The organism is Streptomyces sp. YIM 98790 (assembly GCF_011421595.1).
Classification (GTDB): Bacteria; Actinomycetota; Actinomycetes; order Streptomycetales; family Streptomycetaceae; genus Streptomyces.
Genome location: NZ_WTLH01000113.1, coordinates 1 through 20,226, shown reverse-complemented (window position 1 = coordinate 20,226; position 20,226 = coordinate 1). Strand labels below are relative to the sequence as shown.

General features: G+C 73.2%; 12 protein-coding genes and 1 pseudogene. 4 read left to right on the top strand and 9 right to left on the bottom strand.

The features are described from left to right. Positions 1 to 417 (top strand): hypothetical protein (locus GQS09_RS18425; RefSeq protein ID WP_165987626.1); only part of this gene is annotated, 417 nt, incomplete at its 5' end. 22 nt (positions 418 to 439) lie between these two features. On the opposite strand, the gene GQS09_RS18420 is transcribed toward GQS09_RS18425, so the two are convergent. Further along, entirely contained in the window at positions 440 to 2,440 is a 2,001-nt protein-coding gene (locus GQS09_RS18420) for an acyl-CoA dehydrogenase family protein (protein ID WP_165987623.1), read from the bottom strand. 390 nt (positions 2,441 to 2,830) lie between these two features. On the opposite strand from GQS09_RS18420, the gene GQS09_RS18415 reads away from it, so the two are divergent. Together GQS09_RS18415 and GQS09_RS18410 are read left to right on the top strand one after the other, a co-directional pair. Beyond that, positions 2,831 to 3,904: a LacI family DNA-binding transcriptional regulator gene (locus GQS09_RS18415; protein ID WP_165987621.1), complete on the top strand. Its 1,074-nt coding sequence runs from the start codon at positions 2,831 to 2,833 to the stop codon at positions 3,902 to 3,904. A gap of 190 nt (positions 3,905 to 4,094) precedes the next feature. Then, the gene (locus tag GQS09_RS18410) at positions 4,095 to 6,137 is read left to right on the top strand and encodes a glycoside hydrolase family 31 protein (RefSeq protein ID WP_243761539.1); all 2,043 of its coding nucleotides are present in this window, start codon (positions 4,095 to 4,097) and stop codon (positions 6,135 to 6,137) included. Positions 6,138 to 6,242: 105 nt separating this feature from the next. Here the strand turns inward: GQS09_RS18410 and GQS09_RS29670 are convergent, their stop codons facing one another. The 6 genes and pseudogenes from GQS09_RS29670 to GQS09_RS18385 form a co-directional block, all read right to left on the bottom strand. Beyond that, on the bottom strand, positions 6,243 to 6,662 hold the full coding sequence (locus GQS09_RS29670) for a cellulose binding domain-containing protein (protein ID WP_313896206.1): 420 nt from the start codon (positions 6,660 to 6,662) through the stop codon (positions 6,243 to 6,245). Next, a pseudogene (locus GQS09_RS29665) lies at positions 6,651 to 7,364 on the bottom strand (hypothetical protein); the annotation flags it as partial. The gene GQS09_RS29670 and the pseudogene GQS09_RS29665, both read right to left, overlap by 12 nt. A gap of 80 nt (positions 7,365 to 7,444) precedes the next feature. Beyond that, entirely contained in the window at positions 7,445 to 9,445 is a 2,001-nt protein-coding gene (locus GQS09_RS18400) for a beta-galactosidase (RefSeq protein WP_165987617.1), read from the bottom strand. Between the two features lie 51 nt (positions 9,446 to 9,496). Beyond that, positions 9,497 to 10,420 carry a carbohydrate ABC transporter permease gene (locus tag GQS09_RS18395; RefSeq protein WP_165987615.1) on the bottom strand — a complete coding sequence of 308 codons (924 nt, stop codon included), beginning with the start codon at positions 10,418 to 10,420 and terminating at the stop codon, positions 9,497 to 9,499. Next, entirely contained in the window at positions 10,417 to 11,541 is a 1,125-nt protein-coding gene (locus GQS09_RS18390) for an ABC transporter permease (RefSeq protein WP_399552558.1), read from the bottom strand. The genes GQS09_RS18395 and GQS09_RS18390 overlap by 4 nt, the downstream gene beginning before the upstream one ends. A gap of 106 nt (positions 11,542 to 11,647) precedes the next feature. Beyond that, complete coding sequence (locus tag GQS09_RS18385; RefSeq protein ID WP_165987613.1) at positions 11,648 to 13,327, bottom strand: extracellular solute-binding protein; 1,680 nt, start codon at positions 13,325 to 13,327, stop codon at positions 11,648 to 11,650. Between the two features lie 480 nt (positions 13,328 to 13,807). On the opposite strand from GQS09_RS18385, the gene GQS09_RS18380 reads away from it, so the two are divergent. After that, a complete protein-coding gene (locus tag GQS09_RS18380) occupies positions 13,808 to 16,765 on the top strand; it encodes a glycoside hydrolase family 3 C-terminal domain-containing protein (protein ID WP_313896205.1) in 2,958 nt (985 codons plus the stop codon). 264 nt (positions 16,766 to 17,029) lie between these two features. On the opposite strand, the gene GQS09_RS18375 is transcribed toward GQS09_RS18380, so the two are convergent. Together GQS09_RS18375 and GQS09_RS18370 are read right to left on the bottom strand one after the other, a co-directional pair. Next, positions 17,030 to 18,298, bottom strand: a complete 1,269-nt coding sequence (locus GQS09_RS18375) for a serine hydrolase (RefSeq protein WP_243761538.1) — start codon at positions 18,296 to 18,298, stop codon at positions 17,030 to 17,032. Between the two features lie 185 nt (positions 18,299 to 18,483). Then, on the bottom strand, positions 18,484 to 19,941 hold the full coding sequence (locus GQS09_RS18370) for an aldehyde dehydrogenase family protein (protein ID WP_165987610.1): 1,458 nt from the start codon (positions 19,939 to 19,941) through the stop codon (positions 18,484 to 18,486). Positions 19,942 to 20,226 lie beyond the last annotated feature (285 nt).

Here is a 20,226-nt window from a genome sequence, read left to right as displayed (position 1 = left end):
CGGCGGGGGCCGGCGGCGGCCGCCCGGCCGTCCTCCGGGGAGCGCCGGGGAGCGCTGGCCGTGCCGGTCTCGGCGCTGGCCGCCGCGGGCGTCTCGGCCGTCCTCGCCCTCACCGCGATCGCCGAGCTGGTGGCCTTCCACCGGGACGTGACGACCCGGACGGACCAGACGGGCGAGACCTACTGGGACGCGCTGAGGACCATCGGGGAGACACCCGGCGGCGTGCCTGCCCTGTCGGTCGTCGGGCTGGTCCTGGCGGTGGTCGCCGGGGTCCTCACCCTGGTCTCCGGGCGGCAGCGGCCGGATGTCCGCTCCGAGGCCGTGACCTGGATCGCCAAGCTGCTCTACCGCCTGGCCATCCCGCTCTGTGTGCTGCTGATCGCCGTCCACACCGCGATCCGCATCCACCAGGGCTGAGGGCCGGGAAGGGCGCCCGCCGTCAGGGGATGGGCCGGTGGACGTTCTTCCGGACGGTGTCGGTGCCGGGCCCGGGCGGTGCGGTGCCGGCGATCCAGGGGCCGGGGGTGGAGGGATCGAGGATGCCCTCCTCCAGCCAGGTGTACTCGTCGGCGAGCACGTGGGTGGTGATCAGCCGGTCCGCGGTGTCGGTGTTGTGCCACAGGTCGCGGAACAGGGTCTCCACCCGCAGGTGTGCCTGGCGGCAGAAGGCGTCGGCGAGTTCGTAGGCGGGGCCTCCGTGGTCGGTGCGGACGCGCAGGCGTTCGGCGCGCACGCAGGCGGCGCTCATGGCGAACAGTTCGGCCCCGATGTCCACGATCCGCCCCAGGAAGGACTGCCGGGACTCCAGGCCGCCCTGCCAGCGGGACATGGCGTAGAAGGTGGAGCGGGCCAGCTTGCGGGCCGCCCGTTCCACGTAGCGCAGATGGACGGCCAGGTCGGGGTGGTCGCGGCGGCGGAACGCGGCGTAGGAGAACGGGATCTGCCCCTTGCCCGCGGCCAGCTTCGGCAGCCAGCGGGCGTAGAAGCGGGCGGCGGCCAGCGCGGCGTGCCGTTTCTCGGCCATGCTGGACTCCGGGTCGACCAGGTCGCCGGCGACCTTGAGGTGGGTGTCCACCGCCTCGCGGGCGATGAGCAGATGCATGATCTCCGTGGAGCCCTCGAAGATGCGGTTGATGCGCAGGTCGCGCAGGAGCTGTTCGGCGGGGACGCCGCGCTCGCCGCGGGCGGCCAGCGAGTCGGCGGTCTCGAAGCCGCGCCCCCCGCGGATCTGGACGAGTTCGTCCGCGATCCGCCAGGCCATCTCGCTGCCGTAGAGCTTGGCCAGGGCGGCCTCGATGCGGATGTCGCGGCGGTCCTCGTCGGCCATCTGGGAGCAGAGGTCGAGCACCGCCTCCAGGGCGAAGGTGGTGGCGGCGATGAAGGAGATCTTGCTGCCGACGGCCTCGTGCTTGGCGATGGGCCTGCCCCACTGGACGCGGGACTCCGACCACTGGCGGGCGATGCGCAGGCACCACTTGCCCGCGCCCGCGCACATGGCGGGCAGCGAGAGGCGGCCGGTGTTGAGAGTGGTGAGGGCGATCTTCAGACCGCTGCCCTCCTCCCCGATCCGCTGGTCGGCCGGGACCCGTACGTCCGTGAAGCGGGTGACGCCGTTCTCGATGCCGCGCAGGCCCATGAAGGCGTTGCGGTGCTCGACGGTGATGCCGGGCGAGTCGGCCTCCACCACGAAGGCGGTGATGCCGCCGGGGTGGCCGGGCGAGGCGGGCACCCGGGCCATGACCACCAGCAGGTCGGCGATCACGCCGTTGGTGGTCCACAGCTTGGTGCCGTTGAGGAGGTAGCCGCCGCCGTCGCCGCCCTCGTCTTCCCCGCCGGGGCCGGATTCGGGAACGGCGGTGGTGGCGAGGCGGGCCGGGTCGGAGCCGACGTCCGGCTCGGTGAGCAGGAAGGCCGAGACGGCGCCCCGGGCGCAGCGCGGCAGATAACGCTCCTTCTGCTCCTCGGTGCCGAACCGCTTGAGCGGCTCGGGCACGCCGATGGACTGGTGGGCGGAGAGCAGCGCGCCCACGGCCGGGCTCACGGAGCCGACCAGGGCGAGGGCCTTGTTGTAGTAGAGCTGGGTGAGACCCAGGCCGCCGTAGCGGGGGGAGATCTTCATGCCGAAGGCGCCGAGTCCGCGCAGGCCGCGGACGACGTCGTCGGGAATGCGGGCCTCCCGCTCGATCCGGCCGCCGTCGATGCGGGTGGCGCAGAACTCGCGGAGCCGGGCGAGGAACTCCTCGCCCTCCCGCACGGCCTCGCCGTCCGGCTCCGGGTGGGGATGGATGAGGTCGAGCCGGAGGCGGCCGAGGAAGAGTTCCTTGGCGAAGCTGGGCTTGCGCCACTCCTGCTCCCGGGCCGCCTCCGCGACCCGTCGGGCCTCCCGTTCGGTCACGGGGGTTGTCTGGGGGGTGCCGTGCGCGCCGTGCAGGGCTGTCATCGCGCCTCCTCGTCGTCGAGGTCATCGGCGACCGCGGGTGGTCTGGCAGGGTATGCCTGGGTTGTATGCCTGGGTCGTGCCGGGACAGGGGGTGCGTGCTGATGGCTACTGGTGCGTATCTATGGCGTATGTACCCGATCCGGGCAGAGTGCACCACTCGTCTCGGCGCGAGTGGCGGGCCGGACCCCGGGTGGGGGCGGGAGCCGGGGAGGATCGTTGAAGCGCTTCGATGAATCTCTGGACAGCCGCTCACGGCCGGTTTAGTGTCAGTGCGGCAGGGCAACTAAACATCGCCTGACGGCGGGCGAGGCGCAATCGAAGCGCTTCACCAGTCCGTCGCAGCCGTCATCCTTCCCGTTCCACGGCTTCTTCTGAGACTGGGAGAGCTCTATGGTCACCCTCGCCGAGGTCGCCCGGCATGCCGGCGTCTCCGCCAGCACGGTGAGCTATGTCCTCAGCGGCAAGCGGACCATCTCCAAGCCGACCCGTGACCGTGTGGAGCGCTCCATCCGTGAGCTGGGCTACCACCCCAACGCGGGCGCCCGCGCGCTCGCCAGCAGCCGCTCCAACATCATCGCGCTCATGATGCCGCTGCGCACCGACATGTACGTGCCGGTGATGATGGAGATCGCCCTCGCGGTGGCCACCACCGCGCGCGAGCGCGACCGCGACGTGCTGCTGCTCACCGGGCAGGAGGGCCCCGCCGCCGTGCGCCGGGTGGTGGGCAGCGGACTGGCCGACGCCATGATCCTCATGGACGTGGAACTGGAGGACGACCGGCTGCCGCTGGTGCACGAGGCCGACCGGCCCGCCGTACTGATCGGGCTGCCCGCCGACACCACCGGCCTGACCTGCGTCGATCTGGACTTCACGGCCACCGGGCGGCTCTGTGTGGAGCATCTGGCCGGGCTCGGCCACCGGGAGATCGCGGTGATCGGCGAGGCGGCCGGAGTCTATGAGCGGCACACCGGCTTCGCCGAGCGCACCATGAGCGGCATCCGCGAGGGCGTCGGGGAGTACGGGGTGCGGATGCTGCACCGGCCCTGCGAGGGGACGTACGAGTCGGTGGCCGGCACCCTGGCCCGGATCTTCGACGAACGCCCCCGCACCACCGGTTTCGTGGTGCAGAACGAGGCGGCCATCGGGCCGCTGCTCAGCCTGCTGCGGCAGCAGGGCAGAGCCGTGCCGGAGGACGTGTCGGTGGTGGCGGTCTGCCCGGAGCAGGTGGCCACCCAGCACTCGGTGGCGCTGACCTCGGTGGCCATACCGGCCGAGCAGATGGGCCGCCGGGCCGTGGAGCTGGTGATGGCCAAGGTGGACGCGGCCGAGGCGGCCGGCGGACGCGGCAACGGGCACAACGGCGTCGCCTCCGCGGCGGCGGCCCGGGTACCGGACCGGGTCGAGCTCCTCCCGCCGCAGCTCACCGCCCGCTCCAGCACCGGCCCGGCGCCCCACCAGCCGTGAGCCGCCGCCTGCGGCGGCTCACGCCGCGACGGCGGTGCGGGGCGGGGGCCGACCGTCGCCCGGCCCCCGCCCCGCACCGCGCCGGACCGCCTTGCCCCGCCCCGCTCCGCACCCCCGTCCGGACCGCCCGCACCGTCCGGACCGTCCGCACCGCCCGCACCGCCCGTCTGTCCTCTTCTAGGGAGTTCTGTTGAACGACTCTGCGCCCGCTGTGTCACTCGCCCAGTCGTCGCCCACCGTCGGCACCCTGCGGGAGCGCGACGGCGCTCTGGAGTGGAGCGGGCGGCAGGAGATACTCCGCGTCGAGCCCTGGGGCCCGGACGCGATCCGGGTCCGGGCCCGCCTCGGCGGCCCCGTGCTGCCGGAGCTGCCCGGCGCGCTCGCGCCCGAGCGCCCGGACTCCCCCGGCGCCTCCGTCAAGATCCAGAACGGTTCCGGCATCCTCACCAACGGCGCGATCACCGCCGAGGTGAACGCCGAGGGCATGATCCGCTTCCTGCGCGCCCCCGGCGGTGAGGAGCTGCTGGCCGAGGAGCGCGCCCACTTCTGGTGGCCGGGCTCCCGGCTCTACACCGCCGGCGGCAACGGCTACCACCGCCTGGAGCAGCGCTTCGCCGCCTACGAGGGCGAGCGGCTGTACGGGCTGGGCCAGCACCAGCACGGGCTGCTGGACCAGAAGGGTGTGGTGCTGGACCTGGTGCAGCGCAACGCCGAGGTCTCCATCCCGGTGCTGACCTCCAGCCGCGGCTACACCCTGCTGTGGAACAACCCGGCCATCGGCCGGGTGGAGCTGGGCGTCAACGGCACCCGCTGGGTGGCGGACAGCGCCCGGCAGATCGACTACTGGATCACCGCCGGGGACCCGGCCGAGGCCCAGCGCCGCTACAGTGCGGTCACCGGCCGCACCCCGCTGCTGCCCGAGTGGGCCGCCGGATTCTGGCAGTGCAAGCTGCGCTACCGCACCCAGGAGGAGCTGCTCCAGGTGGCCCGCGAGTACCGGCGGCGCGGGCTGCCGATCTCCGCGATCGTCTGCGACTTCTTCCACTGGACGCACCTGGGCGAGTGGAAGTTCGACCCGGCCGAGTGGCCCGACCCGGCCGCGATGGTGCGCGAACTGGCCGGCATGGGCATCAAGCTGGTGGTCTCCGTCTGGCCGTCCGTCTCGCCGCTGAGCGAGAACCACCCGGTGATGGAACAGAAGGGCTACTTCATCGGCACCGAGTACGGCCCGATGGCGCACGCCGACTGGCCGGACAAGGAGGTCGCCGCAACGGTGCAGGTGGCGTTCTACGACGCGACCAACCCGGAGGCCCGGGAGTTCGTCTGGTCCCGGGTGAAGGAGAACTACCTGGAGCCGTACGGCATCTCGGCGTTCTGGCTGGACGCCTGCGAGCCGGAGCTGAAGCCGGGCTTCCCGGCCAATCTGCGCTACCACGCCGGCCCCGGCCTGGAGGTGGGCAACCTCTACCCGCGGGAGAACGCGCGGGCGTTCTACGAGGGCCTGACCGCGGCCGGCGAGAACGAGGTGGTCACCCTCAACCGCTCGGCCTGGGCGGGCAGCCAGCGCTACGGCGCGGCGCTGTGGTCCGGCGACATCGGCACCGACTTCGCCACCCTGCGGCGGCAGATCGCGGCCGGGCTGAACACCGCGCTGTCCGGCATCCCGTGGTGGAACACGGACATCGGCGGCTTCCACGGCGGGGACCCGGACGACCCTGCCTACCGCGAGGTCATGGTGCGGTGGTTCCAGTTCGGGACCTTCTCGCCGCTGATGCGGCTGCACGGCTTCCGGGACCCGGCCATGCCGCTGGGCCCGGAGATGACCGGCGGGCCGAACGAGGTGTGGTCCTACGGCGAGGAGGCGGGGGCGATCCTGGAGTCGTATCTGCGGCTGCGGGAGCGGATCAAGCCCTATGTGCTGGAGCAGATGCGCGTCGCGCACGAGGAGGGCCTGCCGGTCATGCGGCCGCTGTTCCTGGAGTTCCCGCGCGACGAGCGGGCCTGGCAGGTGGCGGACGCCTATCTGTTCGGCCCGGACGTCCTGGTGGCGCCGGTGCTTGAGGCGGGGGCGCGGGAGCGCGCGGTCCATCTGCCGGAGGGCGCGCGCTGGACGGACGCCTGGACGGGCGAGGAGTACCCGGGCGGCGGCGAGGTGACCGTGCCCGCGCCGCTGGAGCGCATCCCGCTGTTCCTGCGGGACGGGGCGCGGCTGCCGGTCACGGCCGGGGAGTGAGGAGCGGAGCGCGGAGCCCCGGGAAGGGGGAAGGGGGCCCGGTGCCCGGCCGGTGGGCCGGGCACCGGGCCCCTTCGCCGTGGCGGCTGCCGGGGTGCGGCGCCGTCAGGAGACGGTGATGTCCGAGGGGGCGGTGTTGGTGCCGTTGTGGTGGGCGATGAAGCCGAAGGAGACCGAACCGCCGTCCGGCACGCCCGCGTTCCAGTCGACGTTGCGGCAGGTCACGCGGGTGCCGCTCTGGCTGCAGTCGGCCCCCCAGGACTGGCTGAGCTGCTGGCCGGAGGGCCAGGTCCAGCTCGCGGTCCAGCCGTTGAGCGAGGCGCCCGAGCAGGAGATGGCGACCTCGCCGGTGAAGCCGGAGCCCCAGTCGTTCGTCGTGCGGTAGGCGGCGGAGCAGCCGCCCGTGCCGCCGGTGGAACCGCCCGTCGTGGACCCGCCCGTGGTGGACCCGCCCGAGGTGGACCCGCCCGAGGTGGACCCGCCCGAGGTGGAGCCGCCCGAGGTGGAGCCGGTGCCTTCGGTCACGCTGAAGTCCTGGGTGCGGAAGGTCAGCCCGCCGGAGGCCGAGGTGATCTCGTAGCCGAACTGGACGTCACCGATCTGCTCGGACTGGCTGATCCAGCCGCGGTCCGCGATCCAGCGCAGCACGGCCAGCAGGTCCACCGTCCCGGAGGTGCGCTGGCTGGTGCGCAGGAACGAATAGACATTGTTGTGGCCGTTGCTGCCCCGGTAGACGTCGTAGGAGGCGCCGCCGATGGTGAACCGGCCCTCGGACGAGCCGAGCGGCCCGACCGGGCCGAACCAGTTCTCCCAGATCATGATCTCGTGGTCGTAGTCGGTGTCCCAGACGTCATAGGCCGTGTTGTAGGCCCCGGCGGAGGGCACCGACTCCCGGTGCGAGCTGGTCAGCGAGGTGATCTGGTTGAGCGGCTTGTCGACGATGTACTTGGCATTGGGGTAGGACTTGATGCCGCCGGTGTTGGGGTGGTCGGCGGTCACCGTCCAGCTTGCGTGCGAGTCGGCCTCGATGCACTGGCTGCCGGCTCCGGAGCCCCAGATGTTGTTGTAGATGATGTAGCCGTCCGGGTCCGTCCAGTTGCCCCACTGGTCGCAACTCGACCAGACGGCGGCGTGCGCCGGGGCGGCGCTGAGGGTGAAGGTCACGCCGAGCGCCGCCAGCAGGGCGGTCAGCGGTACCAGGAAGAGCTTGCGTGCGGCTCGTTTCATGCGTGCTGCTTCCTTTTCTGTTGTGTCCCGGTCATATCGAGGCGGCGGGCCGCTCCGTCCGGCCGGGGCGGGTGGGGGGATCAGGACCGGAGCACGGCCACGCCGTGCCGGTCCAGCCTCACCTCCTCGGTGTGGCGGGTGCCGGTGAGCAGGTCGGTGCCCGGCAGGGGCAGCGGCACGGTCACCGGCGAGCGCCGGTGGTTGAGGAGGAAGAGCAGGTCGCCGCGGCGCACCGCTTCCACGCCGTCCGGCAGGCCGGGCAGCACGGGGGCGACGCCGGCGGTGGCCGCGGCATCGGCGAGCAGACGGCGCAGCGCACCGTGCCCGGGCTGGGTGGAGAGGTACCAGGCGGTGCCTGCGCCGAAGCGGTTGCGCAGCACCGCGGGCCGGCCGGCCAGTTCGCCGTCCGCGTAGCGGGCCAGCACGGTGACGGCGTTCCCGGGGACGGTGTCCAGTTCCTCGGACCACAGGCCGGCCGGGGTGCCGTCGTCCAGGGTGAGTCCGTCCTCGGGGTGCAGCGGCCACCATTCGTGCAGGACGGCGATGCCCAGCAGGTCGCGCAGCCGGGCGTCCATGCCGCCCTCGCGGACCCGGTCGTCGCCGTCCGCGACGCCGGTGAAGTAGCCGCAGACCAGGGTGCCGCCGCCGCGCACATAGGCGGTGAGGCTGTCCAGCGCGGTGTCGGAGAGCAGATACAGGTGCGGCAGCACGACCAGCGGGTAGCGCGACAGGTCGTGCTCGGGGTGGGCCAGGTCGGTGAGCAGGTTCTCCTCCCACAGCGCCTGGTACCAGGAGGTCAGCACCCGGGTGTAGTCGAGTTCGGAGGAGGGGCGGCCGGGCTGGTCGCCGGCCCACCAGGAGTGCCAGTCGTGCAGCAGCGCCACCTGGGCGGTCACCCCGGTGCCGGCCACCTCCGGGCCGATCCGGGCCAGGTCGGCGCCGAGCCCGCACACCTCCTGGAAGGTGCGGGACCGCTCCCCCGCGTGCGGCACCATGCCGGAGTGGAACTTCTCGCTGCCCTGCCGTGACTGGCGCCACTGGAAGTAGCAGACCGCGTCGGCGCCGCGGGCCACCGCCTGGAGCGACCAGAGCCGGTTCAGGCCGGGCGGCTTGGGGTGGTTGACGCCGCGCCAGTTGACCGGGCCGGCCGCCTGTTCCATCAGCATCCACGGCCCGCCCGCCTGGGAGCGGGTGAGGTCCTGCACCAGGGCCCCGTGCGCCGGGCCGTCCGGGGACTCCCAGCCGGCCCGCGGGTCGGGGTAGATATCGACCGAGACCACGTCCTCCTCGGCGGCCCAGCGCCAGCCGTCCTGGCCGCGCCAGAGCGGCATGAAATTGGTGGTCACCGGGATGTCCGGGGTGTGCGCGGCGAGGATGTCGCGCTCGCCGGTGAAGCACTCCAGCAGGGCGTCGGAGGTGAAGCGCTGGAAGTCCAGGAGCTGGCTGGGGTTGCGCAGGTACTGGGCCCGGCGGGGCGGGATGATCTCCTCCCAGCCGTCGTAGCGCTGGCTCCAGAAGGCGGTGCCCCAGGCGGTGTTCAGCGCCTCCAGGCTGCCGTAGCGCTCGCGCAGCCAGCGGCGGAAGTGGCGGGCGGTCTCGTCGCACCAGCAGAAGGTGCAGTACTCGTTGTTCACGTGCCACAGCCGCAGCGCCGGGTGGGAGCCGTAGCGCTGCGCCAGGTCCTCGGTGATCCGCCGGGCGTACTCCCGGTACACCGGTGAGGAGGCGCAGAACTGCTGCCGGGAGCCGTACCAGACGGTCAGGCCGTTCTCGTCCCTGGGCAGGGTCTCGGGGTGGCGCACCCCCATCCAGGGCGGCGGCGAGGCGGTGGGAGTGGCCAGGCAGACGTCGATCCCGCCGGAGTGCAGCAGCTCCAGGACGTGGTCCAGCCAGCCGAAGTCCCGGGCCCCGGGGCGGGGTTCCAGCGACGCCCAGGAGAAGACGCCGACGGTGACCATGTTGACCCCGGCCCTGCGCATCAGCCGGACGTCCTCCGCCCAGACCGAGCGGGGCCACTGCTCTGGGTTGTAGTCGCCGCCGAAGCGGAGACGTCCGCCGGTCACCCGGCTCAGCGCGGACATGGTGGGGATTCCTTTCCGGAGAGCCTTCCGTGCCGTTCCCTGGCCCGGGACTCAGCCCTTGACGGCGCCGATGAGCATGCCCTTCTTGAAGTGCTTCTGGACGAAGGGGGAGAGCACGGCCACCGGGATCAGGGCCAGCACCATCACGGCCGTCTGCACGGAGATGTCCGGGATCTGGCCGGTGTTGACCGCCTGTGACATGCCGGTGGGCCGCTGCTGGGCGATGACGATCTGCTGGAGCACGTTCTGCAGCGGAAGCTTCTCCTGGGTCTGGATGTAGAGGAAGGCGCTGAAGTAGTTGCCCCAGTAGCCCACCGCGTAGAACAGCGAGATCACCGCCAGTACGGCGCGGGAGAGCGGCAGCACGATGCGCAGCAGGATGCGGAACTCGCCCGCGCCGTCGATGCGCGCGCTGTCCATCAGCTCGGTGCCGATGTTCATGAAGAAGGCGCGCAGCACCAGGATGTTGAAGACGTTGACCGCGGTGGGCAGGATCAGCGCCGCGTAGGTGTCCATCAGGCCCAGCGTCTGCACCAGCAGGTAGCTGGGGATGATGCCCGCCCCGCCGAAGAACATGGTGATCAGCAGGGTCATCAGGATGGGGCGGTGACCGAGGGAGTTCATCCGGGTCAGACCGTAGGCGCAGAGCACCGAGATGGTCATGGAGAACAGGGTGCCGACCAGGGTGACACCGATGGCCACCACCATGGCCCGGGCCACCTGGCCGCCGCTGAGCAGCTCGGTGTAGGCGCGCAGCGTGATGCCGTCCGGCCAGACCACCAGGCCGCCGTTGCGGCTGATGGTGGCGGCGTCGGACAGGCTCGTCATCACCACGATCCAGATGGGGAAGAGGATCGCGAGCAGGGCGATGCCCAGGATGATCGCCTTGGAGACCAGCCCGACCCGGGTGGGCTGCTCCTCCCAGGCGGGCCGCCTGCGGTTGATCTCGGCGGTGTCCTCGGTGAGTACGCTCATGACCGCTTGTACACCCCCGCTTCGCCCATGGCGTGGGCGACGCGGTTGGCCGCCAGCACCATGAGCAGACTGAAGATTCCCTTGACGATGCCGACTGCCGCCGCGTAACTGAACTGGCCGCGCTGGATGCCCGTGAACCACACATAGGTGTCCAGCACCTCGGAGGCGCCGGGGCCGACCGCGGTGCGCTGGATGAGGAACTGCTCCATGCCGACCGAGAGCATGTTGCCCACCTGCAGCACCAGCAGCAGCGCGATCACCGGGCGCAGCGCGGGCAGGGTGACGTGCCACATCCGCCGCCAGCGGCCGGCGCCGTCCACCGCCGCCGACTCGTACAGCTCGGTGTTGACCGCGGAGAGCGCGGCCAGGAAGACGATGATGCCCCAGCCCGCGTCCTTCCAGATCAGCTGGGCGGTGACCAGCCATTTGAAGAAGGCGGGGTCGGTCATCAGGTCGAAGCCGTCGGCGAATCCGGAGTTGCGGGCGGCCTGGGCGATCAGGCCGGCACCGCCGAAGATCTGCTGGAAGACGGTGATCACCAGCACCCAGGAGAAGAAGTGCGGGAGGTAGAGCACCGCCTGGGACCAGGCCCGGACCTTGCTGTGCAGGAAGCTGTTGATCAGCAGCGCCAGCGCGATGGGGACCGGGAAGAACAGCACCAGCTGGAGGAAGGCGAACACCAGGGTGTTGCCCAGGGCGTCCCGGAAGTAGCTGTCGTGCCACATCCGCTCGAAGTGGGCGAAGCCGGCCGAGGCGCTGTTGGCGAAGGAGTCGAAGAAGTTCTCCCCGTTGTACGGCGAGAAGTGCTTGAAGGCGATGACATTGCCCGCGATCGGGATGTAGGCGAACACCAGCAGCGCGAGGACGACCGGGAGCGTCATGGCGATCAGCGGCCAGTCCCGGCGGAAGCGGTGGCGCAGGGTGATGCCGCCGCGCAGCCGGGGGTCTTCCTTGGGCAGGCCCCGGCGGCGGGCGCGGCGCGGCAGCGGGAACCGTCCGCGGCGGGACGGGGACGGCGGGCCGTCCCCGGTCCCGGTGGCGGGGCGCGGCGGGGCGGCGCCGCCGTCATCGTCCTCCGGCGTCCGCGAGGGCCGCGGGCGCGGGACCGTGCTCTGCGACACGGCGTTGTCCTTCCGTCGCCTGGGGTGGTGGTGCCGGTGCCCGGCCGGCCCGGGGAGGGACCGGGCCGGCCGGGAGACCGTGCGGGGGCGGGTGGTGCGGGAGGGCTCAGGCGGACTCTTCGTCCAGGAGCTGCTTGTACCAGTCGCGCAGTTCGTCGCCGCCGGAGCGGCGCCACTCGGTGACGGCGTTCTGCATGTCGCCGATCGAGGCCCGCCCGCGCACCACGTCGTCCTCCAGGGCCTCGAACGGGTCCGAGAGGTTGGCCAGGTGGTCGGGCTCCTGGATCTGCCGTCCGTAGAACATCGGCTCCTTGACGAAGGCCATCATCCGCTGCTCCCAGCCGCACTGGTCGGCGACCTGCTCGGGCTGGTCGGGGTGGGCGATGGCGACCTCCGGGGAGGCGATGAAGCCGTAGGTGACCTGGGCGGCCTGCGCCTCGCCGTCGGCGGTGCGCACCGGCAGGCCGTCCTGCACGGTGTAGTGGGTGCCCTCGACGCCGTAGTCGCGCAGCCGGTTCTCGTAGGTGCCGTACGGGCCGGCGCAGAAGTTGGCCAGCTCCAGGGCGGCCAGGATCTTCTCCTCGGGGAGGTTCTTGTTCAGGAAGGTCCAGATGTTGGCGCCGTTGCCGGCGTAGATCACCGGGTCGCCGCCGTCCCAGGCGAAGAAGTCCATGGCGTTCATCCGGAAGTCCGGGTTGCCGCCGGAGCGCTGCTCGCTGACGGTGCCGTGCCAGGCGCCGGAGCCGGTGTTCCACATCAGCGACTCGCCGGCCGCGAAGCGGGCCGCGGCGTCACCGGAGGCGGCCACCGCGTCCGGGTGCACCACGCCCGCCTCGTAGAGCTTGCGGGTCCACTCCAGGGCTTCCAGGTACTCGTCGGTCTCGTAGCGGTGGACCAGCTTGCCGCCCTCCTCCCGCCAGCACATGGGCTTCTCGGGCAGCACCCCGAAGTAGACCCAGGCGGACCACTTGAAGTCCTCGCAGGCCCAGACCTTGGCCTTGGCGTTGGTGACCTCCTTGGCGAAGGAGAGGAACTCGTCCGCGCTGGTGGGCGGGGTCCAGCCGTTCCGGTCGAAGACGTCCTGCCGGTAGAAGGGCACCACACCGCCGATGACCTGCTGCGGCATGGGCAGGCCGCGCAGCTTGCCGCCGAAGATGGCGGCCTTCCAGGCGGGGGTGGGGACGGCCGCGAGGTTGGGGTAGGCGAGCACCTTGTCGCCGGACAGGTACGGGCCGAGGTCGGCGAAGCGCTGGTCGACCGCCTTGGGGATCTGTCCCTTGTTCAGCTCCCAGCCGGGGATGCAGACCAGGTCGGGGATGTCGCTGCTGGCCAGGACGGCACCGAGTTTGTCGCCGTAGGTGTTGCCGTCCTGGGTCTGCCAGGTCATCTTGACGCCGATGGCCTCGTCCATCGCCGTCCAGTAGGCGTTGCCGGGCTTGGGGGCGGTGCCCCACAGCGGGGTCATGGCGCTCAGCTCCGCGCCGCCGCCCTTGGGCTCGGGCACCGAGACGCCGAGTTCGTCGACCGGGAGGTAACTGGTGTAGCCGGGGCTGGAGCCGTTCTGGCTGGGGATGTCGGGCTCGACCGCGAACTCGGAGGCCTGGTAGGCGGGCAGGATCTGCTTCGCGTCCTTCTCGCTGACCCGGCCCGGGCCGCCACCGTCCCCGCCGCTGCCGTCCGAACTGCAGGCGGACAGCAGGGGGCCCGCGCTGCCGACGGCCGCCGCGGCGACCGCCGTCGAGGCGAGGAACGATCTCCGGCTGGGGGCGGAGCGTGTGTTCGGCATGGTGGCGACACCCTTCATAGCGACTCTGCTCGCACCACGACCCTGGTGGTGCCTCGGTCGAAGCGCTTCGATGTGTCGCTGAGGTTAAGCCGACTCGCCAGACCACACAAGACCTCACCCGAAGAAATCTCAACAACATCCAACAGTTCCAATAAGGCTCGCCCAACCACTGATGGCAAGGGGAATCCCGGCCACGGCAGGGCACGGCCGGCTGGACCCGCCGACCGGCCCCCTTGACAGAAAAGCCGGGGAAACCCAGCATCGAAGCGCTTCAATAGATCACCGCTGGTTCAGCCCCTGCCAGGCCCGGAGCCGGCCGGGGCGGCCCGAAAGGAAGCTCCTGACGTGACCCCGCCCGCAGCCGCCGGCCGGCCCTCCCAGCCCGGGGACCAGGCGCGGACCCAGCCCGAGGCACAGCCCTCCCCCGGAACGGAGCAGCCGCCGCCCTGGCGCGATCCGCGGCTGCCGGTCGCCGAGCGGGTGGAGGACCTGCTCGCCCGGCTCGCCCCCGAGGAGCGGCTGGCCATGCTCCACCAGTTCGCCCCGCCCGTGGACCGGCTCGGCCTGGCCGCCTTCCGCACCGGGCAGGAGGCCCTGCACGGCGTGGCCTGGATGGGCCCGGCCACCGTCTTCCCGCAGGCGGTGGGGCTCGGCGCCACCTGGAACGACGACCTGGTGCGGCGCGTCGGCGAGGCGGTCGGCCGGGAGGCGAGGGCCATGCGCGCCAAGGACCCCCGGGTGGGCCTGAACGTCTGGGCCCCCGTGGTCAACCAGCTCCGCCACCCGCTGTGGGGGCGCAACGAGGAGGGCTACGCCGAGGACCCGGTGCTCACCGCGGCCATCGCCACCGCCTACACCCGCGGCCTGCGCGGCAACCACCCCCGCTACTGGCGCACCGCCCCGGTGCTGAAGCACTGGCTGGCGCACAACCACGAGACCGCCCGGGACACCGCCTCCACCTCGGTGCCCGCCCGGGTCCTGCACGAGTACGAACTGCCCGCCTTCCGTGGCCCGGTGCGGGCCGGCGCGGTGGCCGGGGTGATGCCCGCCTACAACCTGGTCAACGGGCGTCCCAACCACCTCTCCCCGCTGCTGGAGAGCGAACTGCGGCAGTGGACCGACCAGCCGCTGGTGGTCTGCTCGGACGCCGGCGCGCCCAGCAACATCGCCGGCTCCGAGCACTACTACGACAGCCATGAGGAGGGCCTGGCCGCGGCGCTGCGCGCCGGGGTGGACAGCTTCACCGACCACGGCGAGGACTCCTCGGTGACCCTGGACCGGCTGCGCGGCGCGCTGGACCGCGGCCTGATCGGCCGGCAGGACGTGGACCGGGCGGTGCGGCGGCTGCTGGCCATGCGCTTCCGGCTGGGCGAGTTCGATCCCGGACTGGACCCGTACCGGCCGGAGAACGACCCGGCCGAGGGCGCGTACGACACCCCGGAGCACCGGGCGCTCGCCCTGGAGGCCGCGGAGCAGGCCGTCGTGCTGCTGAAGAACGCCCCCGCGGCCCGGCCCGCGGGCGGCGCGGACGCGGGCGGCGCGGACGAGGCAGCGGACGCCGTGGACGGGCGCCCGCTGCTGCCGCTGCCGCCCGGGCTGCGGCTGGCCGTGGTCGGCCCGCTGGCCGACGAGACCAAGCTGGACTGGTACAGCGGCGCGCTGCTGCGCTCGGTCAGCCCGCTGGACGGACTGCGCGGCCACCCGGCCCCCGCCTCGGTGACCTTCGCCGAGGGCACCGACCTGATCCGGCTGAGCTGCCCGGACGGCTGGCTCACCGTCCCCGACGCCGAGGTGGCCGAGCAGCGGGACACCGGCGCCTTCGACCCGGCGCTGCTGGCCGGCCGCACCGATCTGCCGCCGCTGGCCCTCGCCGCCGACCCGGACCGGGCCGCGCAGTTCGCGCTCGCCGACTGGGGCGGCGGGGTGCTCACCCTCCGGGCGGAGAACGGGCACTACCTCTCCGTCGCCGAGGACGGCTTCGTCCGGGCCTCGGCCCGGCAGCCCGGCGGCTGGGTGGTGCAGGAGACCTTCACCCTGGTGCCGGACTCCGCCGGCGGCGAGCTGATCCGGCACCGCGGCACCGGACGGATGCTGACGGCCGGGCCGGACGGGCTGCGGCTGGCTCGGGAGGACGAGCGGCCCACCCCCTTCGTCCGACAGGTCCTCCAGGACGGCGCGGAGGCGGTGGCCGCGGCCGCCGCAGGCGCCGACGCGGTCGTCGTGGTCGCCGGGAACGACCCGCACATCAACGGCCGGGAGACCGAGGACCGCACCACCCTGGCCCTGCCACCGCAGCAGGACCGGCTGTGGCGGGCCGCGCACGCCGTCAACCCGCGGACCGTGCTGGTGCTCACCTCGTCCTGTCCCTATGCGGTGACCGAGGCCGCCGCGGCACTGCCCGCCCTGCTGTGGACCGCGCACGGCGGCCAGGCGGCCGGTACCGCGCTGGCCAGGGTGCTGCACGGCGAGACCGCACCCGGCGGGCGGCTGCCGCAGACCTGGTACGCGGCCGACGCCGACCTGCCGGACCTGCTGGACTACGACCTCATCGGCTCCCGGCTCACCTACCTCTACTACGACGGCGAGCCGCTGTTCCCGTTCGGCCACGGCCTGTCCTACACCTCGTTCCGCTACGACGGGCTGACCGTCTCCCGGGACGACCGCAGCGGCACCCTGACCGCCGAGGTGAGCGTCACCAACACCGGGGACCGCGCCGGCGAGGAAGTGGTGCAGCTCTATGTGCGGGCGGTGAACCCCGGCGTGCCCCGCCCGCACCGCGCGCTGGCCGCGTACCGCCGCGTCCGCCCGGCGCCCGGCGCCACCGAGCGGATCACCTTCACCGTGGACACCGCCGAGGCGCTCGGCTTCTGGGACGTCGCCCACTCCCGCTGGACCGTGGAGGGCGGCGAGTACGAGATCCAGGCCGGCGCCTCCAGCCGGGACATCCGGCGGACCGTCACCCTGGCCGTCCCCGGCGACGGCCGTCCCGCGCCCCGCCCGGTGCGGACCCGGGGCCTGGCCGCGGCGGCCTTCGACGAGCAGTCCGGGGCGGAACTGGTCGACCTCACCCGGACCGCGGGCGACGCGGTGCGGCCCGCCCGGGCCGGGGAACGGCCGGCGGTGCTGCGCTACCGCCGCTGCGATCTGGGCTCCGGCCCCGGCGTCGGCACGGTACGGGTGGAATACTCCGCCGACGGCGGTGAGGGCGGTGAGGGCGGCGGCGGGACCGGGCGCGGCCGGCTGGAACTCCGCGCCGACGGCCGGACGGTGGCGGCGGCGGACCTCTCCGCGGAGGGCGGCGCCTACCGCTGCACCACCGCCGAGGTTCCCCTCACCGAGCCCCTGCGGGGCGTTGTGGACCTGGAGGTGCTGCTGCACGGCACTCTCCGGCTGGCCCGTCTCGGTTTCGCCGCGGAAGGGGAGCGGCGTCCTGCCTGACCGGGACGGTGCCGGTGCACGCCGCGGCCCGGGTCCTCCCCTTGGCGTCCTCCCCGGACCGGGCCGCGGCCTCCCCCGCCCCGTCGCGGCGGGGGCCGTCCGGCCCTGCCGCGGGGACTGTCCGGCCCTGCCGCGGCGGCGGCCGGACACGGCAGCCTGGAACATGACGCGGGGGACCTCCGGCGGGGCCCCGCGGCTCGGCCTCGCCGGACGTCCCCCGCGCCGCCCCGGACCGGCGGGATGCGGCGGGCCGGGCCCCGGGCCTCAGCGGCTGCCGCGCGGGGCGCAGACGGCGTTGTCGATCATGCGGACGGCGGCCATGGAACGCGCCCGCTGCTCCTCGTCCAGGCCGAGCGTGAAGACCGCGGCGGCGGCCGAGTGACGGCCGTCCTCGCCGACCCCGGTCTCGGAGACGGTGCCGAACGACGTGCCGCCGTGGAACCACAGCCCGCCGCCCGGGCAGCGCTCCGGGTCCGCGCCCGCCACCGGCCGCCAGACGATGCCCAGCCCGTACTCGGCCTCCGGCGCCTCCTCGCCCCAGCCGGTGGCCGGAACGGTCTGCCGCATGGCGGCCAGCGCCTCCCCGCCGAGCAGCCGGCCGTCCATCAGGGCGCGCAGGAAGGTGTTCATGTCGGCGGTGGTGGAGATGATGCCGCCGTCCGCCCAGCCGCCCCGGGCCACCGAGGTGTCGGTGAGTTCCGCGTCGCCCGGGAAGCGGGTGTAGGCGGTGGCGGTGGGCTGCGGCACATAGGCCGATCCGGCCGGGGTGAAGGTGTGGCGCAGGCCGAGCGGTTCGATGATCCGCTCGTGCACCTCCTGCTCCCACGGGTTGCCGGTCAGCTTCTCGACGATCATCCCGGCGAGCAGATAGTTGGTGTTGGAGTAGCCCCAGCGCAGCCCCGGGTCGCCCGGGTCGTCCCCGTCCGGCAGCCACTCCGGCGGCTGGGTCAGGGCGAGGTCCAGCAGCTCCCGCGGCGTCCGCGGCTGGAAGCGGTACTCCCGGTACGCCTCGGCGGTCAGCTCCTCCAGGTCGCCGAACAGCACGGTGTCGTAGTCGGGCAGGCCGCTGGTGTGCTGGAGCAGGTTGCGCACGGTGATCCGGCCCGCGTCGTGCCCGTTGCCGGTGACCGCCCCGGGCAGCAGCTCCGCCACGGTGTCGGAGAGTGCGACCCGGCCGTCCTGCACCAGTTGCAGCACCAGCACGGCGGTGAAGGTCTTGGTGTCGCTGCCGATCCGGTAGTACGCGTCGTACGGCACCGGGGCGCGGGTCTCCAGATCGGCCACGCCCGCCCGGGCGGCACGGGAGCGGCCCCGGGCGTCCCGCGCCTCGGCCACCACCCCGCTGCTCCCCGCGTCGCGGACCGCCGCCGCGTCGCGCCGCAGCGTGTCGCCCTGGCCCGCCGCGGCCGGTCCGGCCGCGGCCGTGGCGCTGCCCAGCTGGCCGGCCAGCACGGTCATCAGCACCCCGGCCGTGCCCAGCCCGGCCGCGGTCAGCCGGGTCCGCATCGCGCTGCCGCCGCCCCGCACTCTCATCCCGCGCATCTCCTCGGCCCGTTCCGCTCGTCCTCGTCGGCGGCGCCGCACGGCGCCACCCGCACCAAACTAGCGGAGCGTGACCTCGCGGGTCGCTACGGTTACCTGCCGTATCCGCGGTGGTGCTGTCCCCACCCCCCGGCCGGCGGAACGGGACCCGCCGGGCCGGCGGGTCCCGTTCCGGTTCAGAGGGCGTCCAGGCCGGTGAGGACCATGACGCGCTCGTAGGTGTAGTCCTCCATGGCGTAGCGGACGCCCTCGCGGCCGACGCCGGAGGCCTTGACGCCGCCGTAGGGCATCTGGTCGGCCCGGTAGGAGGGGACGTCGCCGATGATCACGCCGCCCACCTCCAGGGCGCGCTGGGCGCGGAAGGCGGTGGCCAGGTCGTGGGTGAACACGCCCGCCTGCAGCCCGTACCTGGAGTCGTTGACGGCGGCGAACACCTCCTCCTCGCCGGACGCCCGGGTCACCGTCATCACCGGGCCGAAGACCTCCTCCTGGGCCAGCCTGGTGCCGGGGGACACGTCCGCCAGCACGGTCGGGGCGTACTGGGCGCCGTCCCGGGTGCCGCCGGTGAGCAGGGTGGCACCGCTCTCGATCGCCTCCTTGACCCAGCCCTCCACCCGGACCGCCGCTTCCTCGCTGACCAGCGGGCCGACATCGGTGGCCGGATCGGCCGGGTCGCCGGTCACCTGGGCCTCCACCGCGGCGATCAGCCGGGGCAGCAGCCGGTCGTGGACCGCCTCGTCGACGATCACCCGCTGGACCGAGATGCAGGACTGGCCGGCCTGATAGTTGGAGAAGGCGGCCAGCCGCTGGGCGGCCCAGTCCAGATCGGCGTCGGAGGACCAGTCGGCCAGCACGGCCGCGGCGCCGTTGCCGCCCAGCTCCAGGGTGACCCGCTTGCGCGGCACGGAGTCCAGGATGGCGTAGCCGACCGGGGCCGACCCGGTGAAGGAGACGACCGGCAGCCGCTCGTCCTGGACCAGCGGCGGCATGGCCTCGTTGGGCACCGGCAGCACGCTCCACGCCCCCTCGGGCAGGTCGGTCTCGGCCAGCAGCTCACCGAGCAGCAGCGCGGAGAGCGGGGTGGCGGGCGCGGGCTTGAGGATGATCGGTGCGCCCACCGCGAGCGCCGGCGCCACCTTGTGGGCGCAGAGGTTGAGCGGGAAGTTGAACGGTGCGATGCCGAGCACCGGCCCGTAGGGAATGCGGCGGGTCAGGGCCAGCCGTCCGGTGCCGCCCGGGTCGGAGTCCAGGCGCTGGCCCTCGGCGCCGTTGAAGCGGCGGGCCTCGTCGGCGGCCCAGCGGAACACCGAGCGGCACCGGCCGACCTCGGCGCGCGCCCACTTCAGCGGCTTGCCGTTCTCGTCGGTGATCAGCCGGGCGATCTCCTCGGCCCGCTCGCCGATCCGGGCGGCCATGTGGTCCAGGGCGGCGGCCCGGACATGCGCGGGCGTGGCGGCGAACTCGGGGGCGACGGCCGCGGCGGCGGCCACCGCCAGCTCGGTCTGCCGCGGGGTGGGAACGGAGACGGTGCCGACGGTACGGCCGTCCCAGGGCGAGGTGACGTCCAAGGTGTCCTCGCCGGTCGCCGCGCGGCCGGCGAGCCAGAACGCGTGGGTGGTTGTCGCTGTAGTCATCGCGTGACCGGCCCTTCCGATGGGGTGACGGGAGATCGGCGGCAGCGCGCTGATCCCGCGGTGCGGGGGGCTGCCGCGGGGCCGCGGGGCCCGTTTCCTCCACCGTAGGACCGCGGAGGCCGACCGGCTCTTGTCCGACGCGTAGCAGTGCGGTGACTGCGCACTCCGCGATGGCTGTATCGGCCCTTCCCCGCTCGCTCCGGCCGCCGGCCGCGGCCGCGGCGAGCCACGGCCCGCACGGCGAGGACGGCGCCCGGCACGCCGGCTCGCGGCCGCGGACCGGGC